Annotated in this window: 17 protein-coding genes; 9 read left to right on the plus strand and 8 right to left on the minus strand. The window is 68.1% G+C overall.

The features are described 5' to 3' along the window. Positions 1 to 20 precede the first annotated feature (20 nt). Both LDO22_RS13285 and LDO22_RS13290 read left to right on the plus strand, forming a co-directional pair. Positions 21 to 1,085 carry an ABC transporter ATP-binding protein gene (locus LDO22_RS13285; RefSeq protein ID WP_224023771.1) on the plus strand — a complete coding sequence of 355 codons (1,065 nt, stop codon included), beginning with the start codon at positions 21 to 23 and terminating at the stop codon, positions 1,083 to 1,085. Next, positions 1,082 to 2,905 carry an iron ABC transporter permease gene (locus LDO22_RS13290; RefSeq protein ID WP_224023773.1) on the plus strand — a complete coding sequence of 608 codons (1,824 nt, stop codon included), beginning with the start codon at positions 1,082 to 1,084 and terminating at the stop codon, positions 2,903 to 2,905. Before LDO22_RS13285 ends, LDO22_RS13290 begins: the two co-directional genes overlap by 4 nt. Here LDO22_RS13290 and LDO22_RS13295 read toward each other — a convergent pair whose 3' ends face one another. Continuing rightward, entirely contained in the window at positions 2,906 to 3,967 is a 1,062-nt protein-coding gene (locus LDO22_RS13295) for an FAD-dependent monooxygenase (protein WP_224023774.1), read from the minus strand. It abuts the gene before it with no gap. Between the two features lie 57 nt (positions 3,968 to 4,024). On the opposite strand from LDO22_RS13295, the gene LDO22_RS13300 reads away from it, so the two are divergent. Beyond that, positions 4,025 to 4,564: a TetR family transcriptional regulator gene (locus LDO22_RS13300; RefSeq protein WP_159629609.1), complete on the plus strand. Its 540-nt coding sequence runs from the start codon at positions 4,025 to 4,027 to the stop codon at positions 4,562 to 4,564. A 41-nt stretch (positions 4,565 to 4,605) separates the two neighbouring features. Here LDO22_RS13300 and LDO22_RS13305 read toward each other — a convergent pair whose 3' ends face one another. From LDO22_RS13305 to LDO22_RS13315, 3 genes are all read right to left on the minus strand, one after another. Next, positions 4,606 to 5,793, minus strand: a complete 1,188-nt coding sequence (locus tag LDO22_RS13305) for a 4-hydroxybenzoate 3-monooxygenase (protein ID WP_224023775.1) — start codon at positions 5,791 to 5,793, stop codon at positions 4,606 to 4,608. Positions 5,794 to 5,928: 135 nt separating this feature from the next. Beyond that, positions 5,929 to 6,672, minus strand: a complete 744-nt coding sequence (locus LDO22_RS13310) for an IclR family transcriptional regulator (protein ID WP_224023777.1) — start codon at positions 6,670 to 6,672, stop codon at positions 5,929 to 5,931. 94 nt (positions 6,673 to 6,766) lie between these two features. Continuing rightward, complete coding sequence (locus LDO22_RS13315; RefSeq protein WP_224027239.1) at positions 6,767 to 7,843, minus strand: FUSC family protein; 1,077 nt, start codon at positions 7,841 to 7,843, stop codon at positions 6,767 to 6,769. Between the two features lie 158 nt (positions 7,844 to 8,001). Between LDO22_RS13315 and LDO22_RS13320 the strand changes: the two genes are divergently transcribed. From LDO22_RS13320 to LDO22_RS13345, 6 genes are all read left to right on the plus strand, one after another. Beyond that, positions 8,002 to 8,838, plus strand: coding sequence for an amino acid-binding protein (locus tag LDO22_RS13320; protein WP_159629604.1), 837 nt, complete (start codon positions 8,002 to 8,004; stop codon positions 8,836 to 8,838). A 252-nt stretch (positions 8,839 to 9,090) separates the two neighbouring features. Continuing rightward, positions 9,091 to 10,449: an MFS transporter gene (locus tag LDO22_RS13325; protein WP_224023779.1), complete on the plus strand. Its 1,359-nt coding sequence runs from the start codon at positions 9,091 to 9,093 to the stop codon at positions 10,447 to 10,449. Between the two features lie 79 nt (positions 10,450 to 10,528). Then, complete coding sequence (locus LDO22_RS13330) at positions 10,529 to 11,212, plus strand: GntR family transcriptional regulator (protein ID WP_224023781.1); 684 nt, start codon at positions 10,529 to 10,531, stop codon at positions 11,210 to 11,212. Beyond that, positions 11,209 to 11,997: an aspartate/glutamate racemase family protein gene (locus tag LDO22_RS13335; protein WP_224023783.1), complete on the plus strand. Its 789-nt coding sequence runs from the start codon at positions 11,209 to 11,211 to the stop codon at positions 11,995 to 11,997. Before LDO22_RS13330 ends, LDO22_RS13335 begins: the two co-directional genes overlap by 4 nt. Before the next feature lie 31 nt (positions 11,998 to 12,028). Beyond that, the gene (locus tag LDO22_RS13340; protein ID WP_224023785.1) at positions 12,029 to 13,459 is read left to right on the plus strand and encodes an amidohydrolase family protein; all 1,431 of its coding nucleotides are present in this window, start codon (positions 12,029 to 12,031) and stop codon (positions 13,457 to 13,459) included. 8 nt (positions 13,460 to 13,467) lie between these two features. Then, positions 13,468 to 14,193 carry an aspartate/glutamate racemase family protein gene (locus tag LDO22_RS13345; protein WP_224023788.1) on the plus strand — a complete coding sequence of 242 codons (726 nt, stop codon included), beginning with the start codon at positions 13,468 to 13,470 and terminating at the stop codon, positions 14,191 to 14,193. Between the two features lie 37 nt (positions 14,194 to 14,230). Here the strand turns inward: LDO22_RS13345 and LDO22_RS13350 are convergent, their stop codons facing one another. From LDO22_RS13350 to LDO22_RS13365, 4 genes are all read right to left on the minus strand, one after another. After that, positions 14,231 to 15,151, minus strand: coding sequence for a diacylglycerol kinase family protein (locus LDO22_RS13350; RefSeq protein ID WP_159629597.1), 921 nt, complete (start codon positions 15,149 to 15,151; stop codon positions 14,231 to 14,233). A gap of 83 nt (positions 15,152 to 15,234) precedes the next feature. Next, positions 15,235 to 16,608: an NAD(P)(+) transhydrogenase (Re/Si-specific) subunit beta gene (locus LDO22_RS13355; protein WP_224023789.1), complete on the minus strand. Its 1,374-nt coding sequence runs from the start codon at positions 16,606 to 16,608 to the stop codon at positions 15,235 to 15,237. After that, complete coding sequence (locus LDO22_RS13360) at positions 16,605 to 16,925, minus strand: NAD(P) transhydrogenase subunit alpha (protein ID WP_159629594.1); 321 nt, start codon at positions 16,923 to 16,925, stop codon at positions 16,605 to 16,607. Before LDO22_RS13360 ends, LDO22_RS13355 begins: the two co-directional genes overlap by 4 nt. Continuing rightward, complete coding sequence (locus LDO22_RS13365; protein WP_224023791.1) at positions 16,925 to 18,103, minus strand: Re/Si-specific NAD(P)(+) transhydrogenase subunit alpha; 1,179 nt, start codon at positions 18,101 to 18,103, stop codon at positions 16,925 to 16,927. Before LDO22_RS13365 ends, LDO22_RS13360 begins: the two co-directional genes overlap by 1 nt. Between the last annotated feature and the right edge of the window lie 45 nt (positions 18,104 to 18,148).

Consider the following 18,148-nt stretch of genomic DNA (forward strand, 5'->3'; position numbering starts at 1 on the left):
GTTCCATCAGACAGGTTGCCATGATCCGCTTGGAAAACATCGAAGTTACCTTTGGCGATTTCACCGCCATTCCGCATCTGGACCTGCATGTCCAGCCGGGTGAGTTCTTCACCCTCCTAGGGCCCTCCGGCTGTGGAAAGACGACGGCGCTGCGCACCCTGGCCGGCTTCATCCAGCCGGCCGGGGGTGCGGTCCGGGTGGACGGGAAGGATGTGACCCGCCTTCCCAGCGACAAGCGGCAGGTGGGCATGGTGTTCCAGAACTATGCCCTGTTCCCGAGCATGAGCGTATGGGAGAACATCGCCTTCGGACTCCGGGTCCGGAAGGAAAGACCTGCCGACAGTGACCGCCTTGTGCGGGATATTGCACGGCGCGTGGAACTCAGCGACGAGCAGCTGGCGAAGAACGTGGCCGAGCTGTCCGGCGGCCAGCAGCAGCGCGTGGCTGTTGCCCGCGCCCTGGTGCTGCGGCCCAAGATCCTGCTGCTGGACGAGCCGCTGTCCAACCTCGATGCCAAGCTCCGCCACCAGTTGCGCCAGCAGCTCAAGGACCTGCAGAGCGAGTTCGGCATCACCACCGTGTACGTCACCCACGACCAGGACGAGGCCCTTGCCATGAGCGACCGGGTGGCGGTCTTCAACAAGGGCGTGGTGGAACAGGTTGGGACGCCCCAGGAAATCTACGACCATGCCGCTACGGAGTTCGTCTGCAACTTCATTGGTGACAGCTCGGCCCTGACGCCGGACTTCGTGGCGGAGGTCAACCGGCTCTCCGGCGCCGGCCTCAGCACGGATGCCAGATCCTACCTGCGCGTGGAAAAGGCCTCCCTGGACCGGCCGGCGGACGGAGGGACCGCCGTCGGGCTTCCCGCCACCGTGGTGTCCCGGACCTACCACGGCCTGCACAGCCGGTATGTGGTCCGCAGCCATGGCGCGGACATCCGCCTCCTGGTCCGGGAAGACGGCGCCGCGCACCCTGAGGCCGGCACGGCCACAACGGTCCACGTCCAGCCCGGGCACATCCTCCAGTACCATCCGGGATCCGGTGCCGCGCTTGCACAGGACCAGGCGGTTGCCCTGCCATGAGCGGCAACAACGCGGTGCGCAGCATGGTCCGCTCCCCGTTCGTCGTGGTGGTGGGGGTCATCCTCACATGGTTCATCGCCGCGTTCCTGGTATGGCCCAACGTGAACATCCTGATCGCCACGTTCTTCCCCGACGGCAGCTTTTCGGGCCGTGCCGCGGAGAAGCTGTTCTCCTCCCAGCGGGCCATGAAGGCACTGGGCAACAGCTTCCTGCTGGCCGTGGCGCTGTCCGTCACCGTCAACCTGGTGGGCGTCTTCATCGTCCTGGTGACGCATTACTTCAGGATCCGGGGTTCGAGGATCCTGTTCCTGGGCTATGCCTCCACCTTTATCTATGGGGGCATCGTGCTGGCGGCGGGGTATAAATTCATCTACGGGGACAAGGGCATTGTCACGTCGCTGCTGGTCCGGGTTGTCCCCGGCATGGACCCCGGCTGGTTTTCCGGGTTCTTTGCCGTGCTGGCGGTCATGACCTTTGCCACCACCACCAACCACATGCTGTTCGTTGCCAACGCCCTCAAAGGCATCGACTACCAGACCATTGAGGCCGCGCGGAACCTCGGCGCCTCCACGTGGACCATCCTGCGGCGCATCGTCCTGCCCATGCTCAAGCCCACGCTGTTCGCCGTCACCATCCTGTCCTTCCTCACCGGCCTGGGCGCCCTCAGCGCCCCGCAGGTGCTGGGTGGCCGCGATTTCCAGACCATCACGCCGATGATCCTGACGTTCACCAACAGCCCCACCTCGCGTGACCTGGCGGCGCTGCTGGCCGTGATCCTTGGACTGGCCACCATGGTGATGCTCGCCGTGATGTCCCGGCTGGAGAAGGGCGGCACCTACTTTTCGGTCTCAAAGGTGTCTTCCGAGCTGCAGAAACAGGACATTGCCAACCCCGTAGCCAACGTGGCGGTGCACGCCGTGGCATATCTCCTCTTTGCCGTCTACACGCTTCCCGTGGTGCTGATCGTGCTTTACTCATTTGCCGACGGCGCCGCCATCCAGACCGGACAGCTCTCGTTTTCCAACCTGACACTGGACAACTACGTCCGTGTCCTCACCCAGCAGTCCGGGCTGCGGCCGTTCATCGTCAGCGTGGTGTACAGCGCCCTGGCGGCCGTCATCGCCGTCGGCGGCCTGCTCTTTGTGGCCCGGCTGCTGCAGAAGTATAAAAACTGGGTGGCCTCAACATTTGAGTACCTGCTGCACATCCCTTGGATCCTGCCCTCAGCGCTGCTGGCCCTGGGCCTGATTGTCAGCTACGACCACCCCAATCCGCTGGTAGGCGGTGCCGTCCTCACCGGAACAACGGTGATCCTGCTCATCGCCTTCGTCACGGTGAAGATCCCGTTCACCCTGCGGATGCTCAAGGCATCCTTTGCCGCCGTGAACTCTTCCCTGGAGGAGGCCGCCGCCATTATGGGCGCCAAGACGCTGTATGTCTTCCGCCGGATCCTCCTGCCCCTGGTGCTTCCGGCGGCGGCAGCCATCACGGCCCTGAACTTCAACAGCCTGCTGGACGACTACGACACGGCGATCTTCCTGGCCCATCCGCTGGTGCAGCCCCTGGGCCTGGTGATCAAGGCGAACACCGACGGTGCCGAGGGCACGGAGGGCATCGCAAACACCTTTGTCTACACGGTGCTGCTGATGGTGATCACCGGGGTGACGATGTACCTCGTGTACGGCAGGTCAGGGCGGCGGAAGGGCAGGAAGCGTCTTCCCGCAGCTCCGGCCGGCCTGCAGGTCTCCGGCGCCGGACTTCCCGGCGCACAGGCGCCGGGTGAGGACGACGCCACGCGCCCGGCAGCCGCCGTCCGCTGACTACCGCCCCGGACCGCTGGCGACGGCGGTCCGTGCGTTCCGCCGCCGGGCCAGGTCGAGCACGCGGTCGCGCAGCGGCTGTGCACGGTCTGCCAGGGCGACACGCCCGAGTGCAGAGGAGGCCACGCTCACGGCGCGGGTGCGGAGTCTCCGTTGCTTGTTGTAGGCGCGCAGTGCCTGCTCCTGGCCTTGAGGCGCGTTGTTGAGGAGGTCGGCCAGTGTCACCGCGTCCACCAGCGATTCACAGGCGCCGCGGCCAAGGGTGGGCATCATGGCGTGCGCGGCATCGCCGATGAGCACCGTCCGCCCGCTGACGTAGGAGCGCAGATGCGGCACTGTCCACAGGCGCTGGACGAGGCATTCCTCCGGGGTAGCTGCAGCGAGGGCACGCCGGATGGCAGGCGCGTGGCCGGAGAAGCGTTCCCGGGCCTGGTCCAGCGCCGACGGAACATCGATTCCGTAGGGGCCCAGTCCTGACCGGTAACTGGCGTACCAGAAGGACCCGCCCCGGGCGGCTGCCATGCCGAACAGGTCGCCGCGGCCCCAGTACTCGCCCACCTCGTCCGGAGCGACCGGCGTCGGGAGGGTTCCCCGGAGGGCAAGGTAGGGCGTCAGGCGGGCATCGGTGGCGCTGCCCCATCCCGTACGGCGAACCATGCTGTGGACGCCGTCAGCGCCCACCACCAGGCTGCCATCCGCGGGGACTGACTGCACGGCATCGGTGACACGGCGTACGGCGGCGGGCACGGCGCCGTCCAGCAGCCGGATCAGGTCGATCCGGGAAATGCCGAACATCTCCCCGGCATCGACCGTGACCCACGGTTCACCCTGTGCATTGCGGACCGACCCGCTGCCCAGCACCGGACTGACGGCCCGGGCCTGGTCCAGTATTCCCAGCCGGGCCAGGGCTCGCTGGGCGTTGGGCCACATCCCGAGGGCGTTGCCGACGGTGGGCAGTTCCGGCCGTTTCTCGTACACCGTCACGTGGAAGCGGCTGGGATCCAGGGCTGCCGCAAGGGCCAGGCCGGCGATGCCGCCGCCAACGATCGTGATCGTTTCCATGCGCGCCATTTTACTACTTTTGTAGTGATCCGGAAGGGGTCCCACTACACTGAATCCATGCCGGACCGACGCACCCTGTTGCTCGATGCCGCCCTGGCCGTGGTGGCGGACAAGGGCATGAAGGGGCTCACCCACCGGGCCGTGGACACCGCCGCAGGCCTGTCGGAGGGCACCACGTCCAACTACTACCGGAACCGCGCTGCCCTGGTTGACGCCGTCCTGGGCCGGCTGCTGGAGCTGGACGCCACCCTCCTCCGGGACCAGGGGCCTGCCGGTCCGCCCAAGGACGTGGGTGAACTGGCAGGCCAGCTCGCCTCCATGGTGGTGATGCTTGCCGGCCGGCACGCCGGCCTGACCCGCGCCCGGCTGGCACTTTCCCTGGACAAGCCGGACTCCGTGACGGCCGGCCACTTCCAGCTGGTGGGAGGCCTGGAACAGGCGCTTGCCGGGCTGGGAGTGCCGGACGCGCGGGCGCGGGCACGGGATGTGGCCGACTACGGCGACGGGGTGCTGCTGCACCTGCTCACCGTCAGGCGGGACGAGCAGCCGGACGCTGCCGCCATCGCCGCCGCTGTCCGGCGGCTGGTGGGTATATAAGCCTCACCCGGCCGGCCGGCGTCGTCCTTTCTCCGGATGCCCTAGGAGGAGGCGGGCCAGCCCGTGTAGGCCTCCGCCAGGTAGGCCCTGCCATGGCGGGAGGAGACCACGGAGTTCAGTTCGCCGAGCTGGCGGGCGCGGGAGAAGTCGTCCGCATCGGCCGGGGTGTGCAGCATGGTGGTCATCCAGTAGGAGAACTGCTGGGCCTTCCACACCCGGTCCAGGGCGCGGTCGCTGTAGGTGTCCAGGAGCCGGTCCGAGCCGGAGTTGTAGTGGCTGTCCAGCCCCTCGAAGAGGAACTTGACGTCGTTGATGGCCAGGTTGAGGCCCTTGGCACCGGTGGGCGGCACGGTGTGTGCGGCGTCGCCGGCCAGGAACAGGTTGCCGTGGCGCATGGGGGTGTGGACGAAGCTGCGGAACGGCAGGACCATCTTTTCCAGGACCGGACCCTCCTTGAGCTCGAAGCCGTTGCCGTTGACGCGGCTGCGGAATTCGGCCCAGATCCGGTCGTCATCCCATTCCGCCACGTTTTCCTTGGGGTCGCACTGGAAGTACATCCGCTGCACGGTTTCCGTGCGCTGGCTGATCAGGGCGAAGCCGTTGGCCGAGTTGGCGTAGATCAGTTCGTCGGAGCTGCGCGGCGCCTCGGCCAGGATGCCGAACCAGGCGAAGGGGTATTCGTGGAAGTACCACTTGCGGTGGGCCTCGGGGATCTGGAACCGGCAGTGGCTGCGCGAGCCGTCAGCGCCCACCAGGAAGTCGGCCTGGATTTCGAACTCGACGCCGTCGGCATCGGTGAACCAGACCTTCGGCCTGCCCTCCAGGTCGTGGACGGTGGTGTCGGTGACGCTGTACCGCACGTCGCCGCCGTCGTCCTTCCTCCGTGCGGCGAGGTCCAGGAAGACGTCCGTCTGCGGGTACAGCCACACGGACTCGCCCACGAGGTCCTTGAAGTCGATGCGGTGGCTCTCGTTGTTGAAGCGCAGCTCGATGCCGTCGTGCCGGTCGCCGTCGCGCAGCACCCGGTCCGAGACGCCACTGTCCACCAGCAGGTTAACTGTTCCGTGCTCCAGGATGCCGGCGCGCACCGTGTGGGAGATTTCCTCGTGGCTGCGGATCTCGATCACCGTGGACTCGATGCCTGCCTTGGCCAGAAGATGGGAAAGCATCAGCCCTGCCGGACCGCCTCCCATGATGGCTACCTGGGTGGTGATGATTTTTCGTGCCATGGCTTTGTCTCGCTTCGTTGCGGGGCCCGGGAGTGGGGCCGGAATGGGTGCCTGGGTTCAGTGTGCGCCAGGCCGGGTGACCGGCGTTACAGGCATTCCGTTCAACGGATTCCGGGGGTGGTGTGAGGGGCCGGATCAGGCCTCGGCGAGGCCGCGGGCAATGCCGCGGGCCGCCGTCTGCAGCGCGGGAACCAGCGCCTGCAGCCGCATTTCCCGCAATGGAACCACGACGCCGAGAGACGCCACCGCGCGCCGGCGGCGGTTAAGGACGGGCACGGCTATGCCCCACGTGTCCGGGTCAACCACGCCCTTCAGCTGCGCGAAACCCTGTCGCGAAGTGTCCGCGAGCAGGGTCCGCACGTCATCGGCAGTCAGCTTTCCGTCGGGATCGTGGAACTGGCCGAGGTACTCGTTCTGCAGCGCCCTGTCCTGGTGGGCCATGAGCGCCAGGCCGGCTGACGAGATATGGACAGGCATTCGGCCTGCCACCTGGGCGCGGTTGGCCACCGAGCCGCGCCGGGAGAGCCGCTCCACGAAGAGCGCCTCCCAGCCGTCCAGTACAGCAAGGTTCACGTTTTGGTTCAGGACCTGCTGGATGTCCTCCATGAAGGGCATGGCGGCCTGGCGCAGCGCCAGAGCGGGAGAGGCGCGGTTCACCAGTTCCCAGAGCCGGAGGCCGGGACGGACCGTTCCCCCGGGGGCAGTCTCCAGCAGGCCATGCCCGGCGAGCTGGCCCACCAGCCGGTGCGTGGTGGTCAGGGGGAGGCCGGACCGCTCCGCAAGCTCCGACAACCGGAGATCGGCGACGTCCTGGGGGAAGGCGGAGATCAGCCGCACAATCCGGTCCACCACCGAATCGCCCGAGCTTGAGTTCGCCACGGCCGCACGCCCTTCCGTTGAATGGGAAGTCCAGCATACCGCGCCCGGCGGACCAAAGGCGGGGCGCACCCACAGGCGCTTTACCGGACGGCTGTCACGCCGCCGTCGGGCCCTGCTCCGGCTTGCGCCGCAGGCGCCGCCACGCGCCGGGGGCGAGCACCACCGCGATGCCGACGGCGGCGCCAATGACGGTCTCGATGATGCGGTCCCGCAGCAGGATGGACGCCGAGGCGGGGACCACCAGGAGCGTGGACACCAGCGCGAGGGGTGTGACGAACACCTGGGCCACCAGGTACTGGCGGATGATGAACATCTCCGCGCCGAACTGGCAGAGCGCCATCACCAGCACCGTCTGCCAGGGCTGCAGGCCCACCAATAAGACGGCTGCCAGGACCAGCAGGCCCAGCACCGTGCCGATGATCCTTTGGATGCCGCGGCGCACCCGGTGCCTGGTGGTGTGCCCCACCAGTGGAACCACGGCGGCCACCATCGCCCAGTAGTTGTGGCCGAAGCCGAGCCGGCCGCCGGCCCACGTGGCCAACGAGCCGGCCAGGCCTGCCGCCACCAGGTAGCCGAAACCCTCAAGCCACGCCGTCCGCTTCTCCGCCGGGGTCCGCCGGATGCGGGGAGGCCTGGCCCAAGGGGTGCGGTGGCTGGGAAGGATCCGGGAGGAGAAGCCGATGAGCAGGGCGAACACCGTGGTGAGGACCGCGACCAGCATGCCCTGCCACAGCGGCGGCTGGTTGGGAATGGAGGCGATGGCGGCGAAGGCGAAGATGTGGAAGAGGGAGCCCGCCGGGCGCAGCCGCAGCCAGGAGATCGCCACCGAACACCCGCCGGCCACCAGGGTGGTGGCCAGGACCAGCAGCCAGGTGTGCGCGGCGGCATCCAGGCCCCAGGCTGGACCCATCCGGGCGGCGAGCGCGGCGAGGAGGATCACCAGCAGCATCAGCAGCCCGGCGCGCAGCTGCAGCACAAAACGGACGGCGTGCGGCTCTCCGCGGCCGTAGATTCCGGTGAAGGCACCGAACGACGCGAAGATTGCCAGGTCCAGCCTGCCCAGCAGCACCAGGGTGATCAGGGGCACGAAGACGCCGACGGCGCACCTCAGTGCCGGGTGGTGGTCCTTGTTGCCGGGGGCGATGCTGAACATCTCAGCAAGCATCTTCACGGGGGCAGCGCCTTCCTTGGGGGTGGATTCCGGGGTGGCGGCCGCGCTGACGTTCCTGGTAAATCCTACGGCCCAGACCCCCGGGACCGCCCGGCACGTTCCCATGAACGGAATCGGGAGGCAATGCGGCGGAAACAACGCCCCATGATGCTTGAGTCATGAAGCGCCCTCCGCACAACTCGCCCGCCGCTGACCTGAGCTGTGAAGTCTGCGGCCGGATGCCGGAACCGCCCAAGGCGCGGCTGACCCTGGCGAACGTGGCCGCGATGCTGCCCATCGAGCTCCTGGTGCATGCGCTGGTGGTGGAGACGCACCTCCCTTACGTGGCGAAGGTGCTGGTGCTGACCCTCACCGCCACGGTCCTGGTGATCTGGGTGGCCGAGCCGTCCGCCGCCCGGATCCTGCGCGGCTGGCTGCATGCCCCCGCGCTGCGGCACCGCCGCCGGCTGGCCGCCGCCCCGGCGCTGTGGCGGGCGCGGACGATGCTCCAGGACCAGCCGGGATCGCTGCAGCGGGTCACGCGGGCGCTGTCCCGGCTGGATACCAATATCCTCGGCATCCACGTCCACCCGGTGCCGGGAGGGGTCCTGGACGAGTTCGTGCTCTCGGCTCCAGGGACCGTGGGCGAGCGTGAGTTGCTGGCCGCGCTTGCCGACGGCGGCGGGAGCCGTTCGCACGTTTGGCCCACCACCGCGCTGGCCATGGCGGACGGGCAGACCAGGGCCCTGAGCCTTGCCTCGAGGATCGCGGCTGCACCGGAGGAACTGCCCCTGGCGGTGGCCGAGCTGCTGCACGCAACGATTGTGCCGCCGTCGGACGCCGGCACCAAAGCGGCCGACGACGGCACCCGGCTTAAGATCCCCACGGCCTGGCATGGCCCCATCACCTTTGCCCGGCCGGGCGAGCCGTTCACCCCGGCCGAATCGGCCCGGGCGCACCGGCTGGCGGAGCTTGCCGAGATCCTGTCCCACCGGCGCGAGGACTCCCGCGCCTAGGTCCACGGGCAGTCACAATCCGTTTGCAGGCCATCCGGGCTCATCGGACCGTGAAACCCCTTGACAGTGGCGGGAGTCACTTCTACCTTTGATTTTGGGATCCCAATTTGGGATCCCAAAAGAGTATCCGCTCCACGCTCCGGATCGTCCAGCGGCCGCTCCCACTCCGCAGGCCGGCCCCATCCTGCCCGCGACGCACCACACATCTTTTCGAACCCTCCCATCCGTAAACTTCCCCGTGAAGGAGAAGCTGTGTCCATCCCAAACACCGAAACAACGGCCACGTCCGACGAGGCCGCACCCCAAACCACCGAACAATCCGGAAAGGGCGGAACGCAACGGCGCACCTCCGTCCGCTGGAAGATGTTCCTGCTCCTGCTCGTTCTGGTTTCCGTCAACTACATCGACCGCGGCTCCATCTCTGTCGCGCTGCCCATCATCCAGAAGGAATTCAACCTCGCTCCGGAGTTGGTGGGCCTGCTGCTGTCCGCTTTCTTCTGGACCTACGCCCTGATGCAGGTTCCCGTGGGCTGGCTGATCGACAAATTCGGTCCCCGCAAGGTCATGACCGCTTCCTGCATCGGCTGGGGTGCTGCCACAGCGGCGTCCGGCATGGCCGGCGGCTTCCTGAGCATGTTCATCGCCCGGCTTGGAATCGGCGTAACCGAAGCCGGCGTGATGCCTGCCGGCGGAAAGCTCAACGCCATCTGGATGCACAAGTCCGAACGGGGCCGCGGCGCCACCATCCTTGACGCCGGCGCACCCCTGGGAGCAGGGCTGGGCGGCATCATTATCGCCGGCCTCATCGCCTCCACCGGCAGCTGGCGCTGGTCCTTCGTCATCGCCGGTGCCGCCACCGTGCTGATGGGCCTGGCCGTCTGGTGGTATGTCCGGGACAATCCCCGCCAGCACCGCGGCGTCAACGACGCCGAGGCCTCCTACATCGAAGCCTCGCATGCTGCCGAGGACGCCGAAGCAGCCATGGACGGCAGCAAGGGCAAGCGCGGCCTGCTCCCCTACCTGAAGTTCCGCTCCTTCTGGGCCATGTGCCTGGGCTGGCTGGGATTCAACGGCGTCTTTTACGGCCTGCTGACCTGGGGCCCGCTGTACCTGGCCCAGGCCAAGGGCTTCGACCTGAAGACCATCGGCTGGTCCACGCTGGTCATCTTCGGTGCCGGGTTCGTCGGCGAAATCATCGGCGGCACCATCGCCGACAAGTGGCGCGCCTCCGGCGCCTCCGCCAACCTGGTCATGCGCACCCTCCTGGGCATCTCCAGCGCCGTGGTCATCGGCGGCCTGGTGGGCGTAACGGTGGTCCCTGATGCCACCACCGCCGTGGTCCTGCTCTCGCTGGTCCTGTTCTTCCTGCGCTGGGTGGGCCTGTTCTGGAGCATCCCCGCCATCCTGGGCGGCCGCACCAATGCCGGCGTTCTGGGCGGTGCCATGAACCTCAGCGGCAACATCTCCGGTTTCGTGACCCCCATCGTCGTTGGCCTGATCGTGGGGGCCACCGGCTCCTACACCTGGGCGCTGCTGTACTTCGTGGGTTCCGCCGTGATCATGGGCGCATCAGTGCTCACCCTGAACTACAACAAGCGGCTTCCTGTCTAAGCTGACCCTCGCAGGGAAACCTGCAAACACATGCCCCCGCAGCCGGGAGCAGTGCCGCACAAAATCCGAATGGAGCATCATGCTGACCGCAGAAGAGACCCAGGACAAGGACCGCCCCCTCCGCGAGACTGTCCGGGACACCCTCCGCACCCGGATTTTCGAAGGACACTACGCTCCCGGCACGCGGCTCGTGGAGCGCGACCTCGCAGCCGAATTCTCCGTATCCCGGCTGCCGGTCCGCGAAGCGCTCCGCATGCTCCGCCAGGAAGGCCTCATCAGTGACCGCGGCGCCCGCGGCGCCGAAGTCAGCAGCCTCAGCCCCAAGGATGTGGAGGACCTCTTCGACGTCCGCCAGTCCCTGGAGGTGCTGGCCTGCAGGCTCGCCGCCAAGCGGGCCACCAGGGACGACCTTTCCTACCTCAAGCGGCTGCTGGACAACGCGGAGGCGTTCCTGGCCAAGGGGGCGGTGATGGAGGCGCACCGCGCCAACAGTGAATTCCATGACGCCATCACCGCCATCGCAGACAACAACTTCCTCAAGTCCGCGCTGGAGCCCCTCCAGGGCCGCATGCACTGGCTGTTCCGGCACGTCAGCGACCTGCCCGAGCTCATCCGCGAACACCGCGAACTCTATGCCGCCATCGCCAGCGGCGATCCGGACAAGGCAGCCGCCCAGTCCGCCTCCCACATTGGAAAGTACCGGGACCAGTTCCCTGAGGACTTCCAAAAGACCGAACCAGAATTCCACCGGAAGAGAAAATGAAACTCCTGGTCATCAACCCCAACATCAGCGCAGATGTCACGGCGCTGATCGAATCCGAGGCGCTCCGATCCGCTTCCCCCGGCACTGAACTGCTGGTCCGGACGGCCGGCCACGGCGTCGAATACATCGAGACCCGCGTCGAATCCCTCATCGCCGCCGGCGCGGTGGCCGAAATCATCGCCGAACACACCCGCCCCGGAGCAGACCCGGTGGATGCGGTGGTGGTGGCAGCCTTCGGGGATCCGGGCATGCCGGCCCTCAAGGAACTGGCGGACATCCCCGTCATCGGCATCACCGAGGCTGCACTGTGCGCAGCCGCCCTGCAGGGCCACCGTTTTTCCATCATCGCCATCTCGGACCGGATCAAGCCCTGGTACCGCGAGTGCGTGGAGCGGTTCGGCCTGTCCGGCCGGCTGGCTTCCATCCGCTCCATCAACGACTCCCTCACCAGCATCGCTTCCGTGCAGCAGGACTTCCGGGAAACCCTGCTGGCGCTGGGCCGGCAGGCCGTGGCCGAGGACGGTGCCGACGTCGTGATCCTCGCCGGCGCCCCTCTGGCCGGGCTTGCCCGCGAACTCAACGGCCAGATCCCCGTCCCGGTGGTTGACGGCATTTCCGCCGGGATCCGCATTTCGGAGGCCGTGGCCGCACTGCAGTCCGGAACCCACCGCGCCGGAGCCTTCGCCCCGCCCCCGGCGAAGGACCGCAAGGGCCTGTCCGGCAACCTGGACGCGGCCCTCGCCGCCCGCCAGGAACGCGCCGGCACACCCCAGCCCACGGCCTGAACCACACGACCCAAACCCCAGGAGGACACCGATGTCCCACCAGCCAGAACTTGTCATAGCCAACGCCACCGTGGTCAACAGCGACGGCCGCCAGGAAGCCCACATCGTGGTTTCCGGAGGCCGGATCGCGGCCCTTGTGGGCGCCGCCCAACCCGCCCCGGCGGCAGACCGCACCATCGACGCCACGGGCAAGCTCGTGATCCCCGGCGGCGTGGACGGACACTGCCACGTGGCGCAGGTGACCGGCCGCTTCCGCACCGTCGACGACTACCGGACCACATCCACCGCAGCACTGTGGGGCGGCACCACCACCATCATCGACTTCGGCATCCCCCGCGACGCCCAGGAAACCCCGCTCGCCGCCGTCCTGCACAAGAAGGAACTGGCCACCCAGTCACGCTGCGACGTGGCCCTCCACGGCGCCGTGGTCAGCTGGGACGAAACCGTGCCGTGGCAGCTGGAGCAGTTGGCCGCCGAGGGCGTCCGTTCGGTGAAGATGTACACCACCAACCGCGGCACCACCATGGCCGACGGCGGCACCATCCTGAAGGTGATGCGCGAAATGGTGCGGCTGGACGGCCTGGCCTACATCCACGCCGAGCACGATCCCATCATCGCCGACTGCACCGAACAGCACGCCCAGGACGGCCGGATCGGCATCGAACACCTGCACCGGACCCGGCCCGAACTGGCCGAGGAGATCTCCGTCAAGGAAACCCTGGCCATGGCCGAATACACCGGCGCGCCGGTCTATTTCGTCCACCAGTCCACGCCCGGAGCCGTCGACCTGGTATCCCAGGCACGGGAACGCGGGCTCGAGGCCTACTCCGAGACCTGCCCGCACTACGTCACGCTGGACGACACCGTCTACGCCTCCACCTTCCCCGAGTGGTTCGCCTGCTGCCCGCCCATGCGCAGCGCGGAAACCGTGGCCGCCCTCAAGGAGCGGCTGGTCTCGGGCGCCATCCACACCATGTCCTCCGACCACTCCTGCTACGACCTCTCCCAGAAGCGCGAGCGCACCGATGATGTACGCGCCATGCCCCACGGGCTGCCCGGCGTGGAAACCCGGATGCCCGTCACGTTCACCGCCATGACCTCCGCCGGCGCCACCGTTGAGCAGTTCGTCAGCGCATTCGCTGCGGAGCCGGCCCGGATCAACGCCGTCCCCGGCAAAGGCCGCATCGCCGAGGGGTTCGACGCCGACCTGGTCATCTTCGATCCTGCAGAGGAACGCACGGTCAACGGCGGCGCCCTGCACATGGGAACCGACTTCTCGCCCTTCGACGGAAAGGCACTCACGGGCTGGCCCGCCGTCGTGGTCTCCAACGGGCGCGTGGTCCTGGACGCAGACGGCTTCCACGACCCCGGCGCCGTGGGCCGCTTCGTCAACCGCAACGGCTTCCGGCAGCACCAGTCCGCCGCCGCCGACGCCTCCCACCTGCCTGCCGCCGTCCGCTAGGAGCCCCCATGCCCGCAACCACACGCCCCCGCAGGATCGGCATGATCGTGCCGTCCTCCAACACCTGCCTGGAACCCCAGACCTACCGCATCCTGGGCAGCCGCACCGATGTCACGGTGCACTTCACCAGGATCCCGGTCACCCGCATCGCCCTGGACGATTCCTCCAACCGGCAGTTCGACCCCGCCGTCATGGAGGAGGCAGCCAGGCTGCTGGCGACGGCGGATGTGGACGTGATTGCCTGGAACGGCACCTCGGGTTCATGGCTGGGGTCAGCCCACGACCAGGAACTGGCCGGCGGGATCACTGCCGCCACCGGGATCCCGGCCACCACCTCCACGCTGGCCTACCTTGAGGCCTTCCGGGCCTTCGGCACCGAGCGGATCGGCCTCTTCACGCCCTATACCGGGGACGTGAACCACCAGGTCATCGCGTCCTACGAGCGTGAAGGCATCAAGACCGTGGACCACCGGGCGCTGGGCCTGAGCGACAACGAGTCCTTTGCCCGGGTGACCGACGACGAGATGCGCCCGGGCTCCCTGGAACTGGCTGCCGCGGCACCGGACGCACTGGTGTACCTGTGCACCAACCTTTACGGAGCCAACATCACCGCAGAGATCGAGGAAGCCACCGGCATTCCCGTGCTGGACTCCGTGGCCGTCACCCTCTGGCACGCCCTGAAACTGGCAGGCGCGCCGTTGCTGGACCCACGCTGGGGACGGCTGCTGGGCTAGCGGACCTGCCCCAAAACCTCCCTGAAGCAGCAGGCCCCTACATGCGCAGGGTGAGGGCCCCGGGCTCCATGGTCATGAGCACGTGCTTGCCCTCGCCCTCGTGGTCTCCGTCCAGCTGGTAGTCGTCCTTGTGCTCCAGCGTGATCTCAACGGTCTTGCCCTGGAAGTACTCCACGGCGGTGTCCCTGTTCTTGCCCTTGCCGATGATGCCGGCCAGCACGGACAGCCAGCCCAGCTTGCCGTGGTGCGGCGCCAGGACGGCAATGTCCAGCAGGCCGTCGTCCACCTTGGCGTCCGGGAAGATCTCCAGGCCGCCCTGGACCTTGCCGCAGTTGCCCACCATCACGCTGCGGACGCCCCGGTGCACCACTTGCTTGCCGTCGATCACCACGGTGGCCTTGACGGGTTTGCCGGGCAGGTTCCTGATCCCGGCGTCCACGTAGGCGAGCCAGCCCACCTTGTCCTTCAGGTCCTCATTGGTGTCCGCCATGATGGTGGCGTCGTAACCCATGCCGGCCATGACCAGGAACAGCTGGTCCTTATCCGGGTCGCTGCGGCGGGCGCGGACCACGTCGATCTTCCGTTCGGTACCGATCAGGGCGCCGGCCATGGCGCCGTCGTAGTCGGTGACGTCCATGCCCAGGTTGCGGGCCAACAGGTTGCCGGTTCCCAGGGGCAGCAGGCCCATGGGGGTATCGCCGCCGGACAGCACCTCGGCGACGCAACGGACAGTACCGTCGCCGCCGGCCGCGATGACGATGTCCGCGCCCTGCGCCAGCGCTTCCTTGGCCTGGCCCACCCCGGGGTCCTCCTTGGTGGTTTCCAGCCAGATGGCTTCGCCCCAGCCGTTTTCCACGCAGTGCTTGGCCACCAGGCCGCGCACGTCGATGTCCACCGGCTTGGCGGGATTGACGATGATGGCGGCACGTTTGGGCGAAGTGGAGCTGGTCTCAGTCATGGCGTCCTCTAATGGCGAATGGAAAGCAGGCTTCTGAAAGAAGGGTATCCCGCCGCGGGGGCGGTCCGGCGCAGCGCGGCGGCCTACAACGCCTTGACCGCACCCAGCACCTGGGCAAGGGAGTCCTTGGCGTCACCAAACAGCAGGGAGGTCTGGGGCTCGTACAGCAGGTCGTTTTCGATGCCGGCGAAGCCCGGGCGCATGGAGCGCTTCAGGAACACCACCTGCCGCGCCTGGGCCACTTCCAGGATGGGCATGCCGTAAATCGGCGACCCGGAGGACGTCTTGGCGGCCGGATTCACGACGTCGTTGGCGCCTACCACCAGGGCCACATCGGTGGTCTTGAACTCCGGGTTGATCTCGCCCATCTCCTTGAGCGACTCGTAGGGCACGTTGGCTTCCGCCAGGAGGACGTTCATGTGGCCGGGCATCCGGCCGGCCACGGGATGGATGGCGAAGTCCACCTCGATGCCCCGGGCTTCCAAGGCCAGCGCCAGTTCCGCGGCCGTGTGCTGGCCCTGTGCCACCGCCAGCCCGTAGCCGGGGACGATAATCACCCGCTGGGCGTACCCCAGCAGGACTGCCACGTCCTCCGGTGAAGACGAGCGGACCGGACGCCCGCTCACAGCCGTGGACCCCGCCGTCGAACCTCCCCGGAAAGCCCCGAACAGGATGCCCGCCACGCTCCGGCCCATGGCAGCCGCCATGGCACGGGTGAGGATGGTGCCGGAGGCTCCCACCAGGGTGCCGGCCACCACCAGCAGGACGTTGCCCAGCACCAGGCCCGATGCCGCGACGGCCAGGCCGGTGAAGGCGTTCAGCAGCGAGATGACGATGGGCACATCGGCGCCGCCCACGGGCAGCACCAGCAGCACGCCGGCGGCCAGGCCCAGGGCCAGCAACAGCGCCGCGAGCGGCAGCGAAGCGGTGAGGACCACGGCGACGCCGGCGGCGATAGCGGCCAGGAGGACCACAGCCATCACCACGGGAAGGCCCGGAAAGACGACAGGCCGGGTGGTCATCAGTTCCTGCAGCTTGGCGAACGTGACGCCTGATCCGGCGAAGGACACAGCCCCCACCAGGAGCGTGAAGACGATCGCCACCCGCATCCAGGGGTTGTCCGCATGCCCCAACTCCAGGAGCGCCACCAGGGCTGCCGCGCCGCCGCCCACCCCGTTGAAGAGCGCCACCAGCTGTGGCATCTGCGTCATCTTCACCCGCCGGGCCACGGGCGCCGCCACCGCGGAACCCACGGCGATGGCGGCCAGGATCCAGGGGATGTTCTCCAGCCGGGCGGACAGGAAGACAGTGACGACGGCGATCAGCGCACCGAGTGCCCCCACCAGGTTTCCGCGGCGGGCCGTCCGCGGGGAACTGAGTCCGCGCAGGGCCAGGATGAAGCAGACCGCAGCGGCGAGGTAAAGCAGGGAAGTCCAGACGGGGTCGAGGAGGCTCATTTGCTGCCTGCCTTGGGCTGGGCGCCCGCCTTCACGGCGTCCTTTTTGCCGTGGAACATGTGCAGCATCCGGTCCGTCACCACGAACCCGCCCACCAGGTTGGCCGTGGCAAGGACGACGGCGAGCAGCGCCACCGCGAGCACCCAGGGGTCCGCTGCCTGGCCGGCGACAATGATGGCCCCCACCAGGATGATCCCGTGGATGGCGTTGGCGCCGGACATCAGGGGCGTGTGCAGGGTGCTGGAGACTTTGGAGACCACCTCGAAGCCAACGAACACCGCCAGCACGGTGATGGTCAGCAGCGCGATCCCGTCCATCAGCGCGCTCCTTCCTGCCCGGCCGCAGCCGTGGCCGTCCGTGCCGCCAGCAGGTCCGCGGTGGGCTGGTGCCGCACTTCCCCGGCGTGGGTGAGGCATGCGCCGGCCACCACTTCGTCACTGAAATCCAGCGCGAGGGTCCCGTCGCGGACCAGGAGGGCCAGCAGGTTGGCCACGTTCTTGGCGTAGAGGCGTGAGGCGTCCGATGCCATGGCGGAGGCGGGGTCTTTCAGCCCCACCAGGGTGATGTGGCCCGTTCCGTCGGCGGTGGGGATGGGGATGTCCCGGCCGGGCACGGAGCCCTCCACGTTGCCGCCGGACTCGGCGGCGAGGTCGACGACGACCGACCCCGGGCGCATGCCCTGCACCATCCCGCGGGTCACCAGGAGGGGCGCCGGGCGCCCGGGGACGGCCGCCGTCGTAATCAGGACGTCCGACTGCGCCACGTGGGGTGCCAACAGCTGACGCTGCCGCGTGCCGGCGTCGGAACTCAGCTGCCTGGCGTAGCCGCCGGCCGCTTCAGCGGTTTCGAGGTCCAGCCGGATAAAGGTGCCGCCCATCGAGGCGACCTCGTCGGCGGAGGCGGGGCGGATGTCGTTGGCGAAGACCCGTGCCCCGAGCCGCTTGGCGGTGCCGATGGCCTGCAGCCCTGCCACGCCGGCGCCGAGCACCAGGACGCGGGCCGGCGGGATGGTTCCCGCCGCGGTCATGTACAGCGGGAAGAACCGGGGAAGCCTGATGGCTGCCTCCAGGACGCACCGGTAACCGGCTACCAGGGCCTGGGAGGTCAGGGCGTCCATGGACTGGGCGCGGGAGATGCGGGGCACCAGTTCCAGGGCGAAGGAAGTCACTCCGGTGTCAGCGAGCGCCTGCACCGCGGGCAGTTCGGACGATGGCGACGCGAGGCCCACCGTCACGGCTCCCCTTGGCAGGGACGCGGCAGTGTGCGGGTCAAGGGGCCGGACGTGGGCCAGGACATCCAAGGCTGAGGTGTCCAGTACAGGGACGATGGTGGCGCCGGCCTGCTGGTAGGCGGGATCGGCATGTCCCGCGCCGTCCCCTGCCCCGGTTTCCACCAGGACGTCCAGTCCCATCCCCGCCAGCTCCCTGACAGTATCCGGAGTGGCGGCGACACGCCGCTCGCCCTCCCTGCGTTCCCGCGGAATCCCCAGTTTCACCCGCCGACTCCTCTTCCTGACGAGCTGTGCAGCGGCTCTGCTGCA

This window comes from Arthrobacter sp. NicSoilC5, assembly GCF_019977395.1.
Taxonomy (GTDB): Bacteria; Actinomycetota; Actinomycetes; order Actinomycetales; family Micrococcaceae; genus Arthrobacter.

What these genes read in the sequence shown, in the direction of transcription:
- LDO22_RS13285 (WP_224023771.1), top strand. Translation starts at nt 21, where the DNA reads ATGATCCGCTTGGAAAACATCGAAGTTACCTTTGGCGATTTCACCGCC.
- LDO22_RS13290 (WP_224023773.1), top strand. Translation starts at nt 1,082, where the DNA reads ATGAGCGGCAACAACGCGGTGCGCAGCATGGTCCGCTCCCCGTTCGTC.
- LDO22_RS13295 (WP_224023774.1), bottom strand. Translation starts at nt 3,967, where the DNA reads ATGGAAACGATCACGATCGTTGGCGGCGGCATCGCCGGCCTGGCCCTT.
- LDO22_RS13300 (WP_159629609.1), top strand. Translation starts at nt 4,025, where the DNA reads ATGCCGGACCGACGCACCCTGTTGCTCGATGCCGCCCTGGCCGTGGTG.
- LDO22_RS13305 (WP_224023775.1), bottom strand. Translation starts at nt 5,793, where the DNA reads ATGGCACGAAAAATCATCACCACCCAGGTAGCCATCATGGGAGGCGGT.
- LDO22_RS13320 (WP_159629604.1), top strand. Translation starts at nt 8,002, where the DNA reads ATGAAGCGCCCTCCGCACAACTCGCCCGCCGCTGACCTGAGCTGTGAA.
- LDO22_RS13330 (WP_224023781.1), top strand. Translation starts at nt 10,529, where the DNA reads ATGCTGACCGCAGAAGAGACCCAGGACAAGGACCGCCCCCTCCGCGAG.
- LDO22_RS13335 (WP_224023783.1), top strand. Translation starts at nt 11,209, where the DNA reads ATGAAACTCCTGGTCATCAACCCCAACATCAGCGCAGATGTCACGGCG.
- LDO22_RS13340 (WP_224023785.1), top strand. Translation starts at nt 12,029, where the DNA reads ATGTCCCACCAGCCAGAACTTGTCATAGCCAACGCCACCGTGGTCAAC.
- LDO22_RS13345 (WP_224023788.1), top strand. Translation starts at nt 13,468, where the DNA reads ATGCCCGCAACCACACGCCCCCGCAGGATCGGCATGATCGTGCCGTCC.
- LDO22_RS13350 (WP_159629597.1), bottom strand. Translation starts at nt 15,151, where the DNA reads ATGACTGAGACCAGCTCCACTTCGCCCAAACGTGCCGCCATCATCGTC.
- LDO22_RS13355 (WP_224023789.1), bottom strand. Translation starts at nt 16,608, where the DNA reads ATGAGCCTCCTCGACCCCGTCTGGACTTCCCTGCTTTACCTCGCCGCT.
- LDO22_RS13360 (WP_159629594.1), bottom strand. Translation starts at nt 16,925, where the DNA reads ATGGACGGGATCGCGCTGCTGACCATCACCGTGCTGGCGGTGTTCGTT.